Annotated in this window: 13 protein-coding genes; 4 read left to right on the top strand and 9 right to left on the bottom strand. The window is 33.9% G+C overall.

Annotated features, from left to right (window positions below; all coding sequences use genetic code 11):
- Nucleotides 1-163 precede the first annotated feature (163 nt).
- Entirely contained in the window at nt 164-808 is a 645-nt protein-coding gene (locus M2326_RS11835) for a DUF47 domain-containing protein (protein ID WP_264619767.1), read from the top strand.
- 31 nt (nt 809-839) lie between these two features.
- Nucleotides 840-2123 (top strand): inorganic phosphate transporter, encoded by a 1284-nt coding sequence (locus tag M2326_RS11830; RefSeq protein WP_264619766.1) that lies wholly within the window; start codon nt 840-842, stop codon nt 2121-2123.
- Nucleotides 2124-2195: 72 nt separating this feature from the next.
- Here M2326_RS11830 and M2326_RS11825 read toward each other — a convergent pair whose 3' ends face one another.
- The 3 genes from M2326_RS11825 to M2326_RS11815 form a co-directional block, all read right to left on the bottom strand.
- A complete protein-coding gene (locus M2326_RS11825) occupies nt 2196-2705 on the bottom strand; it encodes a DUF421 domain-containing protein (protein WP_413603271.1) in 510 nt (169 codons plus the stop codon).
- A gap of 24 nt (nt 2706-2729) precedes the next feature.
- Nucleotides 2730-4103: a 30S ribosomal protein S6--L-glutamate ligase gene (rimK, locus tag M2326_RS11820; RefSeq protein ID WP_264619765.1), complete on the bottom strand. Its 1374-nt coding sequence runs from the start codon at nt 4101-4103 to the stop codon at nt 2730-2732.
- Nucleotides 4104-4248: 145 nt separating this feature from the next.
- Nucleotides 4249-6798: an ATP-dependent Clp protease ATP-binding subunit gene (locus tag M2326_RS11815; RefSeq protein WP_264619764.1), complete on the bottom strand. Its 2550-nt coding sequence runs from the start codon at nt 6796-6798 to the stop codon at nt 4249-4251.
- Between the two features lie 253 nt (nt 6799-7051).
- Here M2326_RS11815 and gyrA point away from each other — a divergent pair, with 253 nt between their 5' ends.
- Both gyrA and M2326_RS11805 read left to right on the top strand, forming a co-directional pair.
- Nucleotides 7052-9700, top strand: a complete 2649-nt coding sequence (gene gyrA, locus M2326_RS11810; protein WP_264619763.1) for a DNA gyrase subunit A — start codon at nt 7052-7054, stop codon at nt 9698-9700.
- A gap of 46 nt (nt 9701-9746) precedes the next feature.
- Complete coding sequence (locus M2326_RS11805; protein ID WP_264619762.1) at nt 9747-11021, top strand: tetratricopeptide repeat protein; 1275 nt, start codon at nt 9747-9749, stop codon at nt 11019-11021.
- An 85-nt stretch (nt 11022-11106) separates the two neighbouring features.
- Here the strand turns inward: M2326_RS11805 and M2326_RS11800 are convergent, their stop codons facing one another.
- The 6 genes from M2326_RS11800 to M2326_RS11775 form a co-directional block, all read right to left on the bottom strand.
- Nucleotides 11107-11859, bottom strand: a complete 753-nt coding sequence (locus M2326_RS11800; RefSeq protein ID WP_264619761.1) for a shikimate dehydrogenase family protein — start codon at nt 11857-11859, stop codon at nt 11107-11109.
- Nucleotides 11859-13256: a tetratricopeptide repeat protein gene (locus M2326_RS11795; protein WP_264619760.1), complete on the bottom strand. Its 1398-nt coding sequence runs from the start codon at nt 13254-13256 to the stop codon at nt 11859-11861. Before M2326_RS11795 ends, M2326_RS11800 begins: the two co-directional genes overlap by 1 nt.
- A 133-nt stretch (nt 13257-13389) precedes the next feature.
- Nucleotides 13390-14577, bottom strand: a complete 1188-nt coding sequence (locus M2326_RS11790) for an aspartate aminotransferase family protein (protein ID WP_264619759.1) — start codon at nt 14575-14577, stop codon at nt 13390-13392.
- A 90-nt stretch (nt 14578-14667) separates the two neighbouring features.
- Nucleotides 14668-16266, bottom strand: coding sequence for an OstA-like protein (locus tag M2326_RS11785; protein WP_264619758.1), 1599 nt, complete (start codon nt 16264-16266; stop codon nt 14668-14670).
- 184 nt (nt 16267-16450) lie between these two features.
- On the bottom strand, nt 16451-16753 hold the full coding sequence (locus tag M2326_RS11780) for a DUF6787 family protein (RefSeq protein ID WP_264619757.1): 303 nt from the start codon (nt 16751-16753) through the stop codon (nt 16451-16453).
- Nucleotides 16754-16784: 31 nt separating this feature from the next.
- On the bottom strand, nt 16785-17216 hold the full coding sequence (locus M2326_RS11775) for a DUF6146 family protein (protein WP_264619756.1): 432 nt from the start codon (nt 17214-17216) through the stop codon (nt 16785-16787).
- Nucleotides 17217-17226: the final 10 nt, after the last annotated feature.

The raw sequence follows: 17226 nt of genomic DNA, 5'->3' as shown, positions 1-17226 counted from the left end.
ACGTATTTTTTATAAAAAAGCAAAAACCTTGAGCTATAAATTGTAATTATTTGGTTAGTTGTTAAGTATATCAAGGGTTTAGGTGCTACCAATTAATTATTGTAGAAGGGCTTTAGTAAAAAAAAATAATTTAAATTTGCCGACAACATTAAAATAGATAAAAATGTCATTAAATAGTATTTTTCAGTTTTTAGTTCCAAAAGACAAAAAGTTCTTTCCTCTTTTTGAAGAAGCATCAAGTAATTTAATTGAATTGGCTGCAGACTTACATGAGGCAGTTAATTTACCTTTGAAGGAGAGAGAAGCTCTTTTTCAAAAAATTGATGTTTTGGAACAAAAAGGAGAAGATATCACACGTCAAACTAATTTGGAGTTGAGTAGAAATTTTATCACACCATTTGATAGAGAGGATATTCATTCTTTGATTACTTCGATAGATAATGTTGCTGATAAGCTACATGGTGCTGCAAGTATTATGCGTTTGTATCAAGTGGATAAAATTACTAAGTCAATTAGAAAATTAACTGAAATTAACCTTGAAGCATGTCAAAATATTGATTCTGCAGTAAAAGAGTTAAGAGATTTAAAAAATCTTCGAAGCATTGCAGAAGCTTGTGCGAGAATTAGTAAATTAGAAAATAAATCAGATAACGTTTATAATAAAGCTGTTTTTGAAATTTTTGAAAATGAAACTGATGCCAAAAATATAATTAAATATAAAGAAGTATTATCTGTGTTGGAGACTGCAACAGATAAATGTAAGAGTGTTGCAAGTGTATTAGAAACAATTGCAGTTAAGCATTCTTAAATTTAATCGGTTATAATCTGAAATAATAATTATGGATTTTACATTACTTATAGTTATAATAATATTAGCCTTGATTTTTGATTACATTAATGGTTTTCATGATGCGGCTAATGCTATTGCTACTGTTGTTGCTACCAAAGTTTTGTCTCCTTTTCAGGCGGTAATTTGGGCAGCATTTTTTAATTTTTTGGCCTATTGGGTTTTTGGTTTTGGAGTAGCCGATACGGTTGCCAAGACCGCACATACAATGGATATTAACTTGGTCGTAATACTTGCAGGAGTCATTGCAGCGATTTGCTGGAATTTATTGACTTGGTGGTTGGGAATTCCTTCTAGTTCTTCTCATACCTTGATTGGTGGTTTTGCTGGTGCAGCTATTGCTCATGCAGGATTTGGAGTGGTGTCGTGGTATACTGCTGGAAAAGATGGAGGAATGCCATCGGGAGTTTTGATTATCATCGCTTTTATTGTTCTTGCACCTTTAATAGGAGCATTTATGTCTTACATGATTTCACTTTGGTTGTTATATTCGTCCAAAAAAAGTATCTATCCAAAACTATTTACATTGGCTTTAATGATATTTACAATTTGGTTTGTTGAAGGTCAAATGGTGTATTATGCTGCTATTGAAAAACCTCGTTTTGATTCTCATTTTTGGAGTGTTGCATTTGAAGCACATAATTTAAAATGGTTTTTGGTTGCATTTATTATACTTGCAGTAAGTGTTTTTTGTTTGATTTTTAGTTTTTTAAATTTAAATCAAGCTACTTATTGGTTGAAAAAAATGCAATTATTGTCTTCTGCAGCCTTTAGTTTAGGTCATGGTGGAAATGATTCTCAAAAAGTAATGGGGGTTATTGCGGCAGCTGTTGCAGTATACATTCATACAACTGGTGCAGCCCAAGAGAGTTTGCCAGAATGGTTAAATGTAGTTCTTCCAAATGATAAAGGAGATTTTCATATGCCAGGTTGGATTCCTTTGGCTTGTTATACCGCCATTGCAGCAGGAACTTTGAGTGGTGGATGGAAAATTGTGAAAACAATGGGTTCAAAAATCACAAAAGTAACTTCGTTTGAAGGTGTAGCGGCAGAAACTGCTGGTGCTTTGACATTATATTTTACGGAACATTTAAAGATTCCAGTAAGTACAACGCATACAATTACAGGATCTATCATCGGTGTGGGATTGACTAAACGTGTCTCTGCTGTAAGATGGGGTGTTACTGTAAGTTTGTTGTGGGCTTGGGTATTAACTATTCCGATTTCAGCTTTATTAGCCGCTATATTCTATTATATTTTAAATAGTTTTTTATAATTTAGATAGGCTATCATACATATAAAAAAACCATCCTGTTTAGAAATAGGATGGTTTTTTTATATGTATAAATCAAGAAATAGTTTTTTTTAATTTTTTAAGCCTTTTGTAATGCGTTTGTTTTAACTCATTGTCTCCAGATATAATACTAATATTTCCATCAATTTCTAACATTGCTAGCTTGACTTGGCTGAAATATTGTATACCATGTTCTCTCATGGCTTCTCTAAGTTCATCTGAGGTGATATTTAAGTGACTTAGAATTTTAAAATCTAAAGTTCCATCGTGTATGAGTATTTGAGGTTTTTGTTGGATAAAATAATTGAAGCCTTTGTATCGAAACATTAATTTTTTTAGAATGAAATTAATGATGAATAAAACAGAAGCAGCTATGATACCACCATATAATGAAGTATCGTTACCAACCATTGCATTTTGAACAGAATTACTAATAAGAAGTATTAATATGACATCTGTGGTGTTGAGTTGTGATAACTCTTTTTTGCCAAATAGGCGTAAAGCAATAACCATAAAAAAGTAAACTGCTGCTGATCGAAAAGCAATATCAAGATATACGTTCACTTTTTTATAGTTTAGGTACTTTATTTATTTTGATTTAATAAAATTCTTTTCAATTGCTTTAATCATCTCTCCTGCAATATCTTTGTTAGTAGCTCCTTCGATTCCTTCTAGACCAGGTGATGAATTTACTTCTAGCAACAAAGGTCCTTTTGCAGAACGAATGATGTCTACTCCCGCAACTTTAAGGTCCATTGCTTTGGCAGCTTTGATTGCAATTCGTTTTTCTTCTGTTGTAGGCTTGATGATAGAGGCTGTACCACCTAAGTGAATGTTGGCTCTAAATTCTCCTGGCATCGCTTCTCTTTGAATTGTAGCAACTACTTTTCCATCAATCACAAACAGACGCAAATCTTTTCCATTTGCTTCTTTTATGAATTCTTGTACTAAGATATTAGCATTAAGGCTTTTGAAGGCATTGATCACACTTTCTGCTGCTTTTTTTGTTTCAGCTAATACAACTCCTTTACCCTGAGTTCCCTCTAGTAATTTTACGATTAATGGTGGTCCTCCAACCATTTTAATTAAATCATTAGTGTCTAATGGTGAGTTTGCAAATCCTGTTGTAGGAATTCCAATCCCACTATGAAGTAATAATTGTAGCGAATACAATTTGTCACGAGATTGCGTAATTGCCATTGAAGAATTCAAACAATATACGTTCAAAGCTTCAAATTGACGTGTCAATGTACAACCGTAAAAGGTAGCACTAGGGCGAATTCTTGGAATAATGGCATCAAATTTATTTAAGATGATTCCGCCGCGATAATGTATTTCTGGTTTTTCGGCATCTAGTTTCATATAGCATTCTTTGATATTCAAAAAGTGCATTTCATGACCTCTCATTTCGCCTGCTTCCATGATTCGTTTGTTACTATACAATTCTGGATTGCTAGCCAAAACTCCGATGCGCAAACCTGTAGTCGCTTTTTCAGAATTTTTATATAGTTCTTTTAAGTTTTCGGGAGTAGGTTGTCCCAAAAGATATTGTTGCTCTGGATCGACCAAAACTCTTCCACTCATAGCTTCACGTCCCAAAAGCATTCTATATCCCATCGAGTCACGATTGGTTAATGTCATTTCGATATCCCATTTGTCATCTCCAATTTCTAGAGTTGATTGAATAACATAGCGTTGCTCCCTAAAGCCACTTGAACTTTTTACAATTCTCTTATCAATTAAAGGAGCCTCACAATGAATAACCGTTTTTTGATTGTTTTGAATTGGATTTATATCAAACTTAACCCAGTTGGCTTCATTTTTTATAAATGGTGCAATATTTACAGCGTGAAGCGCAGATGTTTTTGCACCCGAATCAACCCTTGCTTTAATAGTTGGTATTCCTAATTCTGGAAATGAACACCATTCTTCGCTTCCGAGTATGACTTTATCTTGTGACATATTTTATTTATTTTGAATGATAGAGAGTTTGTAGAGGGTAAAAGTAGTTATTGTTTCTTAATTTTAAACTGAAAAAAGATAAAATAAACAAACCCGTTATGTTAATAAAACGTAACGGGTTTATATCTTAATTTAATTAAAAATATTATTCTTTGGTAGCTTCGTTTGCTTTGTGAATTTCTACGGTTAATTCTTGTGCTCCATCTTCAATATCCATAAAAATATCATCTCCAGAATTGATTTTAGAGGTTATGATTTCTTCAGCTAGGCTATCTTCAACATACTTTTGGATGGCTCTTTTTAAGGGTCTTGCTCCAAATTGTTTGTCGAAACCTTTGTCTGCTATAAAGCTTTTAGCTTTGTCTGATAATTTTAAAGTATATCCTAATTCGGCAACTCTTTCGTATAATTTCTTTAACTCAATTTCGATAATCAAATTGATGTCTTCTTTTTCAAGTGCATTGAATACAATTACATCATCAATTCTGTTCAAGAATTCAGGAGCAAAAGTTTTCTTTAAAGCATTTTCAATAATACTTTTCGAATTGTCATCTGCTTGTGCTACTTTGGCAGCTGTACCAAACCCTACACCTTGTCCAAAATCTTTCAACTGGCGTGCACCAACATTTGATGTCATAATGATAATAGTATTCTTAAAATCAATTTTTCGACCTAAACTATCGGTCAAGAAACCATCATCAAGTACTTGCAATAACATGTTGAATACATCTGGATGTGCTTTTTCAATCTCATCCAATAATACAACGGCATAAGGTTTACGACGTACTTTCTCGGTTAATTGACCACCTTCTTCGTAGCCAACATATCCCGGAGGTGCACCAACTAATCTTGAAATTGCAAATTTTTCCATGTATTCACTCATATCAATACGAACTAATGCATCCTCAGAATCGAATAATTCTTTGGCAAGAACTTTGGCCAATTGCGTTTTACCAACACCAGTTTGCCCCAAGAAAATAAAGGAACCAATTGGTCTGTTTGGATCTTTCAATCCAGCTCTATTTCTTTGAATAGAACGAGCAATTTTGGTAACGGCTTCATTTTGTCCGATAACTTTGCTTTCAATTAATTCAGGTAGTTTAGCTAGTTTGTTGCTTTCCGTTTGAGCAATACGATTCACTGGAATACCAGTCATCATAGAGACAACATCGGCAACATTGTCTTCTGTAACCTCAATGCGATTATTTTTAGCATCCTCTTCCCATTGCTCTTGAGCAATTGCAAGATCTTTTTCTAATTTTTTCTCATCATCCCTTAATTTCGCTGCCTCTTCATATTTTTGTTTTTTGACAACAACATTTTTAAGCTCACGAATCTCTTCTAATTGACGCTCCAGGTCTAAAATTTGTTTTGGAACTTCAATATTGGTGATGTGTACTCTTGATCCTGCCTCATCCAAAGCGTCAATAGCTTTGTCTGGTAAAAAACGTTCCGACATATAGCGGTTTGTCAATTTTACGCAAGCTTCAATAGCTTCTTGTGAATAGATTACATTATGGTGGTCTTCGTATTTATTTTTGATGTTATTCAAAATCAAAATCGTTTCATCAACAGAAGTTGGCTCAACAATGATTTTTTGAAAACGTCGCTCCAATGCACCATCTTTTTCAATATATTGTCGGTACTCATCAAGAGTAGTAGCACCAATACACTGAATTTCACCTCTTGCAAGAGCAGGCTTGAACATGTTGGATGCGTCAAGTGAGCCAGTTGCTCCACCAGCACCTACGATGGTATGAATTTCGTCAATAAAAAGAATGATATCATCATTTTTTTCTAACTCATTCATAACCGCTTTCATTCGCTCTTCAAACTGTCCTCTATATTTTGTACCAGCAACTAAACTAGCTAAATCTAGAGTAACGACACGTTTGTTAAAAAGAATACGTGATACTTTCTTTTGAATGATACGAAGTGCTAGACCTTCTGCAATAGCAGATTTCCCCACACCTGGTTCTCCAATTAGTAATGGATTATTCTTTTTGCGTCGGCTCAAAATTTGGCTTACACGTTCAATTTCCTTTTCACGTCCTACAACAGGGTCCAGTTTTCCTTCTTCTGCCATCTCTGTTAAATCTCTCCCAAAGTTGTCCAATACTGGAGTCTTTGATTTTTTGTTAGACTTATTGGCTGGATTATTGAAATTTCCTTCTTTTAGACTGTCATCTTGTCCTAAATCGTCATTATATGAATCAGTCGCTCTAGGCAAATTTTCTAAAAATTCTTCTTCGTTTGGTGTCATATTTAAATATTGTTCTTTAGCTACATCATAATCTATTTTTAGTTTATTTAGTAGCTTGGTTGTAGGGTCATTTTCGTTTCTAAGTATACAAAGCAACAAATGAGCGGTACTAATTGAGGTACTCTGGAAAACCTTTGCCTCAAGAAAGGTAGTTTTTAAAGCACGTTCAGCCTGACGTGTTAAATGTAAGTTTTTTTTCTCGATATTTGTCTCTGTACTTTGGGTTGCAGGGCTTAAAATTTCTACTTTTTTCCGCAGATGATCTAAATCTACAGAAAGATTATTTAATATTTTTATAGCTTTTCCGTTACCATCCCTTAGGATTCCAAGCATCAAATGCTCAGTTCCTATAAAGTCATGCCCTAATCGCAAAGCTTCTTCTTTGCTATAGGTAATGACGTCTTTTACTCTAGGTGAAAAATTATCATCCATAATGTTTATTTGGTATCAGTAAATTTAGTGATTTAGTATTTTAAATCCAAAAACCATTCCTTTATCTGGTCTTGTCAGCTAATTGACAAAAAAAATAACTAAAATCAGTAAAACAATTGTTAATTTAGTAAACAAAAAAAAATATAGTTGTTGATAAATCGTTTAAATTAGTGGTCTAAAAAGCCTTAAAAAAATTCAAAAAGCTGTATATTGGCACGTTTTGAAACTAATATAATATTTAATATAACAACTTATGTCTGAAGGAGAAAAGTTAATTCCTATTAACATAGAAGATGAAATGAAATCAGCTTACATTGATTATTCGATGTCGGTTATTGTATCCAGAGCGCTTCCAGATGTTAGAGATGGTTTAAAGCCTGTTCATCGAAGAGTTCTTTACGGGATGTATGATTTAGGAGTTTTTTCAAATAAAGCCCATAAAAAATCCGCTAGAATTGTTGGGGAAGTTCTAGGAAAGTATCACCCTCATGGAGATACCTCTGTATATGACGCGATGGTTCGTATGGCCCAAGAGTGGAGTATGCGTTATTTATTAGTAGATGGTCAAGGTAACTTCGGTTCTGTAGATGGAGATAGTCCAGCTGCAATGCGTTATACTGAGGCTAGAATGCGTAAGATTTCTGAAGAAATAATGGCAGATATCGAAAAAGAAACAGTTGATTTTCAATTGAACTTTGATGATACTTTATATGAGCCAAAAGTGATGCCAACCCGTGTTCCAACTTTGTTGATTAACGGTGCAACAGGTATTGCAGTAGGTATGGCAACCAATATGCCTCCACACAATTTAACAGAGGTTATCAATGGAACATTGGCCTATATGGACAATAACGATATTGAAATTGATGAACTGATGACTTATATAAAAGCACCAGATTTCCCTACCGGAGGTGTGATTTATGGATATGACGGAGTACGTGAAGCTTTTAAAACAGGTAGAGGTAGAGTAGTAATGCGCGCCAAAGTTGGTTTTGAAGAAGTGGACGGTAGAGAATGTATCATCGTGACCGAAATTCCATATCAAGTCAATAAGGCAGATATGATCAAGCGTACAGCTGACTTGGTAAATGATAAAAAAATTGAAGGTATTGCTAATATTCGTGACGAATCGGATAGAAATGGAATGCGTATCGTTTATATTCTAAAACGTGATGCGACTCCAAATGTAGTTTTGAATACCTTATATAAGTACACGCAGCTACAATCTTCTTTTAGTGTTAATAATATTGCTCTAGTAAAAGGGCGTCCTGAGATGTTGAATCTAAAGGATATGATTCATCATTTTGTTGAGCACCGTCATGATGTTGTAGTTCGTAGAACACAATTTGAACTAAAGAAAGCCGAAGCAAGAGCACATATTTTAGAAGGTTTAATTATCGCTTCTGATAATATTGATGAAGTTATTGCCTTGATTAAAGCTTCGAAAAGTACGGAAGAAGCAAGAGAGAAATTAATCGAAAGATTTAAATTGTCTGATATTCAGTCTCGTGCTATCGTTGAAATGCGTTTACGTCAATTAACCGGTCTTGAGCAAGATAAGCTACGAACGGAATACGACGAAATCATGAAGTTAATTGAGCACTTAAGAGCTTTGTTAGCAGATGTGAATCTTAGAATTGCATTGATTAAAGAAGAATTGGAAGAAATTCGCGAAAAATACGGGGATGAACGTCGTTCTGTTATCGAATATGCAGGAGGCGATGTTAGTATCGAAGATTTAATTGCAGATGAGAATGTAGTAATTACGATCTCGCATGCAGGTTACATTAAACGTACTAACCTGACCGAATACAAAACTCAAAATAGAGGTGGTGTAGGACAGAAAAGTGCAGGAACAAGAGATCAAGATTTCTTGGAGCATATGTTTGTAGCTACAAACCATCAATACATGATGTTCTTTACGCAAAAAGGTAAATGTTTCTGGATGCGTGTGTATGAAATACCAGAAGGAAGTAAAACAGCCAAAGGTAGAGCGATTCAAAACTTAGTGAATATCGAAAGTGATGATAAAGTGAAAGCATTTATCTGTACCCAAGATCTTAAAGATAAGGATTATATTACGTCTCATAATTTAGTTATGGTAACCAAGAAAGGACAGGTTAAGAAAACTTCTTTAGAGAAATATTCTAAACCTAGAGTTAATGGGGTTGCTGCAATTACTATTAAAGAAGGAGATGAATTATTAGAAGCAAAATTAACTAATGGTGAAAGTCAAATAATACTAGCTGTTAAGTCTGGTAAATTAGTTCGTTTTGAAGAAACGAAAACGCGACCAATGGGAAGAACGGCTTCTGGAGTACGTGGAATCTCACTTAAAGATGATAATGATGAAGTGATTGGCATGGTTACTGTAGATAAAGATGCTGTAAACGATACGCAAGTATTAGTTGTTACTGCAAATGGATATGGTAAACGTACTAAATTAGTTGATGATGACGGAGAAGATGTTTATCGTATTACTAATCGTGGTGGTAAAGGAGTGAAAACACTTAATATCACTGATAAAACAGGACCGCTAATCTCAATTAATGCCGTTACAGATGCTGATGATTTAATGATTATCAATAAATCTGGATTGACAATCAGAATGGCTATTGAAGATTTACGTGTGATGGGTCGTGCGACTCAAGGTGTGAAATTAATTAACCTGAAAGGTAAAGATTCTATCGCAGCGGTTACAAAAGTAATGAAAGATGATGCAGAAGAGGTTGTTGTTGATGAAGATGGTAATGTAATCGAAGCAGAAATAATAGAGCGCGTTAAACCAGTATTAGAAGTACTAGAAGACGAAGGTGCTGAAGACGAAGACGACGATTCTGAAGATGATGAAATTGAAGAGGAAGAGAGCGAAGATGATTCAGATGATGAAGACGAATCTTAATATTAAAAGGAAAACAAACAAACTAATTTTTTAAAATAATTTATTTATGAAGGCTAAAAATGTATTACTAGCATCAGCTTTGTTGGTATCGGTAGCTACTTTTGCTCAAAAAGATCAATTAAAAGCGGCGGAAAAAGCAATTAAAAAAGGGAAAATAGAAGAAGTTCCTGATTTATTAAATCAAGTAGAATCCGTTTTGGCAAATGCTTCTGATGCTGAAAAAGCACAATATTATTACTTGAGAGAAACCGTTTACATGGATGCGGCAGATAAAAATGTTGATGTAGATAAGAATTTATCGTTGGCAGCAAATGCAGCAAAAGAAGTAATTGCTATCGAAAAAAAATCGGGTAAGCAAGAATATACAGCTGAAGTTCAAAAAGTAATCTCTAAAGTTAAAGATAAGTTGGTGACTGGAGCTATTGCGGATTCTAAAGTTGATAAATATAAAGAAGGAGCAGAGAAGCTTTATGAAGCATATGAATTGGATAAAAAAGACACTCTAAACTTGTATTATGCTTCAAGCTTTAAATTAAATGCTAAAGATTTTGACGGTGCTCTTTCTGACTTACAAGAATTAAGAAAAATTCATTTTACAGGTAAATCAAAGACTTATGTGGCTACTAGTGTCCTTACTGGTAAAGAAGATTCATTTGCTTCAAAAGAGGACAGAGATAGAATGATTAAGTTGAAAACTTATGATAAGCCTAGAGTTGAAGTTGTCGATTCAAAAGAAGGGGAGATTGTGAAAAATATTGCCTTAATATTAGTACAACAAAAGAAGATGGAAGAGGCTAAAAAAGTGATTGTTGAAGCAAGAACATTAAATCCAGATGATACTTCCTTGGCGATGACTGAAGCAAATTTATATTTAGAAACAAAAGATTTTGTTTCTTATAAAAAACTGGTTACTGAAATTTTAGCAAAAAAACCAAATGATGCTGATTTGTTATTTAATTTAGGTGTAGTAAGTGCTACTGCAAAGAATCTAGCTGATGCAGAAATGTATTATAATAAAGCTATTGAGGTTGATCCTAAATACATGAATGCATACATTAACTTGGTAGGTTTGAAGTTAGAAGCTGAAACTCCTCTTAATGCAGAAATGAATAAATTAGGTACATCTGATAAAGACAATAAAAGATACGAAGTATTAAAAGCAGAAAAGAAAAAACTATATCAAAGTGTTGTTCCATTATTGGTAAAAGGTTTGGAAATAGATCCAACAAACAAAGATGTAGCAAATACACTTATTAGTGTTTATGGTGCTTTGGAAATGTCTGCAGATAAAAAAGCTTTGAAAGAAAAAATGGGATTGTAATCTTATTTTAGCATAAAAGTAAAAACCGCTTAGAAAGTTCTCTAAGCGGTTTTTTTATGTTCGATTGATATGGTTATAATAAATATTACTTATTCCAAATCTCCCAAGATTTTTCAGCTTGTAATTCAAGCATTCTTAATCCGTTTTTGATTTGTGCGCCTTTGGCTTTTGCTTTTTGTAGAAATGTTGTCTCCGCAGGATTATAAATTAAATCATATGCAATATGTTGTTGTGTGAAAAAGTCATAAGGAATTGCTGGGCAAGCATCAATATCTGGACTTGTTCCAACAGGGGTACAATTAATTATGATATGGTAATGTTTGAAGGTTTCTTCGTTGAGTTGGCTATAATTAATAGTATTCTCTTTAAGATTCCTTGATACAAACGTGTATGCTATTCCCAATTCACCAAGAGCAAATGCAACTCCTTTAGATGCACCACCAGTGCCTAAAATAAGTGCTTTCTTGTGGTGAGGTTGCAATAACGGTTGTAATGATTTTTTGAATCCATAGTAATCCGTATTATAACCTTTTAATTTACCTTTTTTGGTGATTTTAATGGTATTAACTGCACCAATTTTAGCGGCTTTTTTAGACAACTTGTCTAAGTATTGAATCACCAATTCTTTATACGGAATGGTGACATTGATTCCTTTTATTTCCTCATTATTATCATTTATGATGTTTGGAAATGTCGTTATATCGGGTAGATCAAAGTTTTCGTAACTACAGCCTTCAAAATTACCAGTCTTAAATTTTTCAGTAAAATATCCTCTTGAAAAAGAATAGCTAATATTTTTCCCTAATAAACCGAATCGTTTTTTGTTAATGGTTTCCATTATTCTTTTTTATGTTTGTCTATATAGTTTCGAACACTTTTTTTTGCCCAAACTACAGGGAATATATCTTCTAGTAATATGTAATTATCAAAATTAAGGCGTAAAGCATTGCTTAAGTGAAATTTTGCTTTGGTTGTATCTTGTACCATAAAGTACAAACCTGCTAAACGATATTCTATTTCATTTGATTCAGGATAGAATTCAGTAGCCTGAAGTAATGTGATAATGGCGCTGTCAAATTCTCCCAAAAACAATAGGAGGTCTACCCAAAATAACCAAGTATCCATTTCTGTATCGCCAAATTCAACTGCCTTTCGATAGCCAAACTCTGCTTCTTCAAAAAAGTTCATTTGTTTGTTTATGTTTGCAAAACGCTTCCAATACAACTTGTTTTGATTGTCAATGGCCAATGCTTTGTTGACAAAAAATAAAGCTTTTTGGAAATTATCTTGCCTCACATAAAAGTCTGTTATGGCAATCCATCCCTTATCTAGTAATGGGTCTTCATGAACAGTATCATTATAATATTTTAAAGCAAGTGCTGTGTTGCCTAATTTTTCATGGCATTTTCCAATTCGCATTAGTGCATATGAAGTTGGATCATCGAGTTCAATCGTACGTTCGTAACTTTCGATTGCTTTGTCGTATTGTTTTAAACGTTCATAAGCTTTGGCTTTTTCCATGTAAGCACCCAAGAAATCTTCATCAATCAATGTCGCATACTCAAATGCGATGATAGATTCTTCATAGTTTTTTAAGCCATAATGCAAGCGTCCTTTTTGATGCCAAGCGATTTCGCTGTATGGATTTTTGTCAATATACTGTTCTAGATAGGTTATTGCTTCAAGGTTTTGATCCAGAAATTCAAAGCAATAAACAACATTGTATAAAGCAGATTGATCTTCGATATCTTCTTCAAGGCACTTGATGAAATTATCTTTTGCCTGTTCCAGATTATCCATAAATAGATATTCCATTCCGATAAGGTTGTACACATCAGCATAATCCTCTGTGAATTTTAATGCTATGGTAAGATATTCAACTGCTTTTTCATGTTGGTCTCTCTTCGAGCATATATTGGCCTTTTGAATATAAATTTCTTCATTGTTAGGCTCAATCGCATAAAGTTCGGTGAGCAATTTTTCGGCTATTTCGAGTTTTTCCTCAAAAATTAACATTTCTACTTGTACCAATTTCAAACCTGTTGATTTTGGATGTTGGTCTAATGCTAATTTAAGGGCTTTTTTTGCTAGAGCAGTTTTACCCATATCTAAATAGTGAAGAATGATTTCTTCAAATTCTTCAGAGTCAAAAAAGAAGACCTTATTGGTTTTCAACATGGACTCAAATTTAGATAGCGATAAGTTGTAATTTTCTTCTTCGTCGCTTAATTGCATACTGTTGTTGTTTAGAATTTAGCCTATTTAAAGTTAGGCATCATTACTTTTATGAGGAAGAAAAATCAGAATTGTTGTGAACAATTTAATTAACAATCCTTTTGGTAGTCTGTTGTGGTTGGTGTTCTGTTTGTTATTGTAATTGAGCTACTTCATCCATTACTGCTTTTAGAATTGTACATCCTTCTCTAATTTCACTTTCAGAAATTGTTAAAGGAGGTGTTATACGTATGGCACAGCCTTCAAAAAGTAGCCAGAATAGTATGAGTCCTCTTTCTTGACATCTTAATATTACTTCATTTGTAATGTCTGCATTCTTGGTCATTACGGCAAGCATTAATCCTTTACCTCGTATTTCCTCTATCAAAGGATGTACCAAAAGCGATCGGAAGAGTTTTTCTTTCTCCAATGCTTCTTGCATTAGGTCGGTTTCGATTAATTCTTGTAATGTTGCCAAACACGCTGCCGCTATGACAGGATGACCGCCGAAGGTTGTAATGTGTCCTAGTTTGGGATTGTCGCTAAGTAAATCCATCATTTCTGCTGAAGAGGTAAAGGCGCCCACCGGCATGCCGCCTCCCATTCCTTTTCCCATTACAACGATGTCTGGTACCAAATCGTAATTCTGAAAACCAAATAATTTTCCTGTTCGACCAAAACCAGGTTGGATTTCATCTAGAATCATCATTGCCCCTACATCGGTACAACGTTGGCGTACCTTTTTCATGAAGTCGTTATGTGGTTCTATGAATCCAGCACCTCCTTGAATGGTTTCAAGTAGTATTCCAGCTGTTTTGGTAGTGATTTTTTTTAAATCTTCTTCGTTGTTAAAGGTGATGAAATCTACATCTGGGAGTAATGGGCGAAAGGGTTGTTTGCGTTCTTCAAATCCCATCACACTCATCGATCCCATAGTGTTTCCATGATAAGCATTATGGCAAGAAATTAATTGACTTCGTCCTGTAACTCGGCGTGCTAGTTTTAATGATCCTTCTATTGCTTCGGTTCCAGAGTTGACCAAATACGTTTTGTTTAATGGTTCTGGTAGAATGGAGGCCATCAATTTACAATATTCAACTGCAGGACTTTGTGAATACTCGCCATACACCATCACATGTGAATATTTATCCAATTGATCCTTAATTGCTTGGTTTACTCTAGGATGTTGGTGTCCCAAAGTACAAGCAGATACCCCGGCTACAAAATCTAAATATTTTTTATTACTAGTATCGTAAATATAAGATCCTACGGCATGTGAAACTTCCATTCCTAGCGGGTATGGTGATGTCTGTGCTTGATATTTTTTAAAATCTGATTCCAATTGTATTTTGATTTAACTACCAAGAGAATTTTGCTTGTAGCAAGGTTCACTAAGTTTTTTTATTTATAGAATAAGTACTAGAAACTTAAATTATTTCTTCTTTTTCTTCTTGTCGTAATTCAAGGTTTCTTTCCTGATTTTCATAGGGATATTTTCCTTAGCTTGGTCAATCTCACCTTCTTTTATCAACTTGTTATTGAGTTCGTTTTCTTCATCAGAGAAAATATCATCTTTAGATTTTATTCGCTCATCACCTCTCCATTTCATTCCTTTTAATACACGATCGTATGGTGATAAATCTGCGTCTGGATAAATTGTTCCGTCAACTTGTTTGAAAAAGGTGATCGTTTCGGCGGTATTGTTCTCTAATATCATGTTAATCCTACTGCTGACATTTTTATTGATTCCAATCAATTCTGTTTCGTCATTACGCATATAATAGACAACTTCAGCATTTTTGACAACATCTACTTCATGGAGTTTTCCTTCTTGAAATTTACCGTACAAATTGAGTCCCTTGACTTGATTATATCCCGTGCCTAGAGTATCCCGAGAGACCATAAAAGTATTATTGAGAACTTTTAAAGAATCAAGTTTTTGGGTGTTATTATCTCCTATTAAGTGCATAATGTCACCTGTAATTTGGTTTTCACCATTCCATAGAATAGGATTTCCTATCAGTTTTGTTAGTGCATCTTTAGAGCTTGAATGTAGAGAGTCACATTTTCCACTCATATCAACTTTGTAAAAGCGTACGTTGTTGAAGGCTCTAATTATTCTACTGCCTTCAGGACCTGTAACCATTAATTTTTTTCCGTGAATGTATACTGAATCTTTATCAACTAAATTAATAGCGACTGCTCTTTTGGTTACAAATAAGGAGTCTTTCTTTTTATACATTTCGGCATAATGCCCTTTTATAATTCCTTTATTAATAGTGTCTGTAATTTTTACATTACGGGTAGCAGAGGCAAATTCTTTATTTCGATCATAATACAAGCTATCTCCTTCAATCCTTCGATCGTCATATTTGATATATGATTTTCGTAGAAAATGAGCTAAGTTCTTTTTGGTATCATAAAACCCTTTTTCGGTGTAAATGAAATTCTCTTTACTGGTGATAGTTGAGGGACCAAAAAGATAGGAGTGACCAGAATTACTGTAATAATCCAGATGGTTGGATTTAATGACGTATTTGGGATTGGTAATAGTAACCGAGGTTAGAAATTGAAACTTCTTTTCGGTAACATAATAACGTCCTGATTTTGATTTTAATATATTGTCTCGGTTCGTAATGGTACCTTGAGTGTTGTAATAGACTTCCTGAGAGTTTCTATTGAAATTGATTGTGTCTGTCGCCAATGTTGCATCAGGTGAACTCATAACGGCATTGCCTGTTGCAAAAGCTTGCTTCATGTTCCCATTATATTCTGCATATTTACTATTTAGAAACAAAGTATCTCCTTGTACTATTTGCACATTTCCAAAAGCTTTGATATAATTTTCACTTTTAAAAAAATAAGCTTTGTTACAAGTAAGTACAATTCCGTCATGTTTAACACTTACGTTTCCAGTAAGTAAAAAAGCATCGGGCATTTCGGCTTCATTTGCATCTGCAAAGTCAGAATGTTCGATGATGATTTTTTTTGGTGTTTGAGCAATTAGCGTATTTGCGCTAAAAGCGAGCAAAAAAAATGTTATAATTTGAAAAATTCGTATCAATGGATTTATTTTTGGTCAAATTTATGAAAAAGGTAGCAATCCACACTGTAAACACTTTCATGTTTTTGCAAGATCGATTCAATTTTAGGATACTATTGGGAAGTGTTTCTCTTCGTTTCCTAAAGAATTTGAATTTCTACCAGAATATGACTTATGCTTTAAATAAAAAACCTAAGCCCATACTGCGTAACATTTTTTTTTCAAAAGTCCAAAAGAATTTGAATTGTCCAAATAACAAACCAATTAATACCAATAAAATTTGATAGATAGGAAAGATGAGAATGAGGCGGACAGGAGTGTAGACTAATCCCAAATTGGTTTTGGTTAATCCTAGCCAATCACAAGCATAGCGGGATAACCAAGCCGATGTAGAACCTGTGATAGCAAAAACGATAAATATAATTGTCAATTGAATGTTTGATTCAATGCCCCAACGTTCTTTTAATTTCTTCATTTTATTTATAATGATTACAAATATAAGAACATTATCTTAGAGGAACATTACCATAAAGTTTTTGTTTAAAGGTATTTTGAAAATAAATCATGTAATTGTAGATAAGGTAATTTACTTCATAGCCATAATTGATTGTGGGGTTATAATTAATGTTCATTTCATATAAATGGGGATCGAAACGCTGTGGTTGTAAAACACGGTTGTTCCACTCGTTAATGTAAAATTGATTTTTTATTTCCAAAAATTGTTGCGAATGATAATTACGGGGAAGGGCTCTACTGTTGAGCCAAGTGCTATACCCGTTGTCAATAATGATCACTTCGTATTGCAAAGAGTCATTAACTATTTTTACGGTATCATTAATAGGTTTATTTGAAAGGATGGGAGATACAACCGTTTTTGTGCTGGTGCAGCTAATATGCAGAAGCAAAACAAGACCGAAAAGTAAGAATCCTTTTTTCATTGGAAATAAA

This window comes from Flavobacterium psychraerolatum (genome assembly GCF_025960985.1).
Classification (GTDB): Bacteria; Bacteroidota; Bacteroidia; order Flavobacteriales; family Flavobacteriaceae; genus Flavobacterium.
The sequence above is the reverse complement of the archived record's forward strand: the minus strand, read 5'-3'. Positions and strand labels throughout refer to the sequence as shown.

Coding starts and splice junctions, on each gene's coding strand:
- M2326_RS11830 (WP_264619766.1), top strand. CDS start 840: ATGGATTTTACATTACTTATAGTTATAATAATATTAGCCTTGATTTTT.
- gyrA (WP_264619763.1), top strand. CDS start 7,052: ATGTCTGAAGGAGAAAAGTTAATTCCTATTAACATAGAAGATGAAATG.
- M2326_RS11795 (WP_264619760.1), bottom strand. CDS start 13,256: ATGCAATTAAGCGACGAAGAAGAAAATTACAACTTATCGCTATCTAAA.
- rimK (WP_264619765.1), bottom strand. CDS start 4,103: ATGTCACAAGATAAAGTCATACTCGGAAGCGAAGAATGGTGTTCATTT.
- M2326_RS11775 (WP_264619756.1), bottom strand. CDS start 17,216: ATGAAAAAAGGATTCTTACTTTTCGGTCTTGTTTTGCTTCTGCATATT.
- M2326_RS11815 (WP_264619764.1), bottom strand. CDS start 6,798: ATGGATGATAATTTTTCACCTAGAGTAAAAGACGTCATTACCTATAGC.
- M2326_RS11835 (WP_264619767.1), top strand. CDS start 164: ATGTCATTAAATAGTATTTTTCAGTTTTTAGTTCCAAAAGACAAAAAG.
- M2326_RS11805 (WP_264619762.1), top strand. CDS start 9,747: ATGAAGGCTAAAAATGTATTACTAGCATCAGCTTTGTTGGTATCGGTA.
- M2326_RS11800 (WP_264619761.1), bottom strand. CDS start 11,859: ATGGAAACCATTAACAAAAAACGATTCGGTTTATTAGGGAAAAATATT.
- M2326_RS11780 (WP_264619757.1), bottom strand. CDS start 16,753: ATGAAGAAATTAAAAGAACGTTGGGGCATTGAATCAAACATTCAATTG.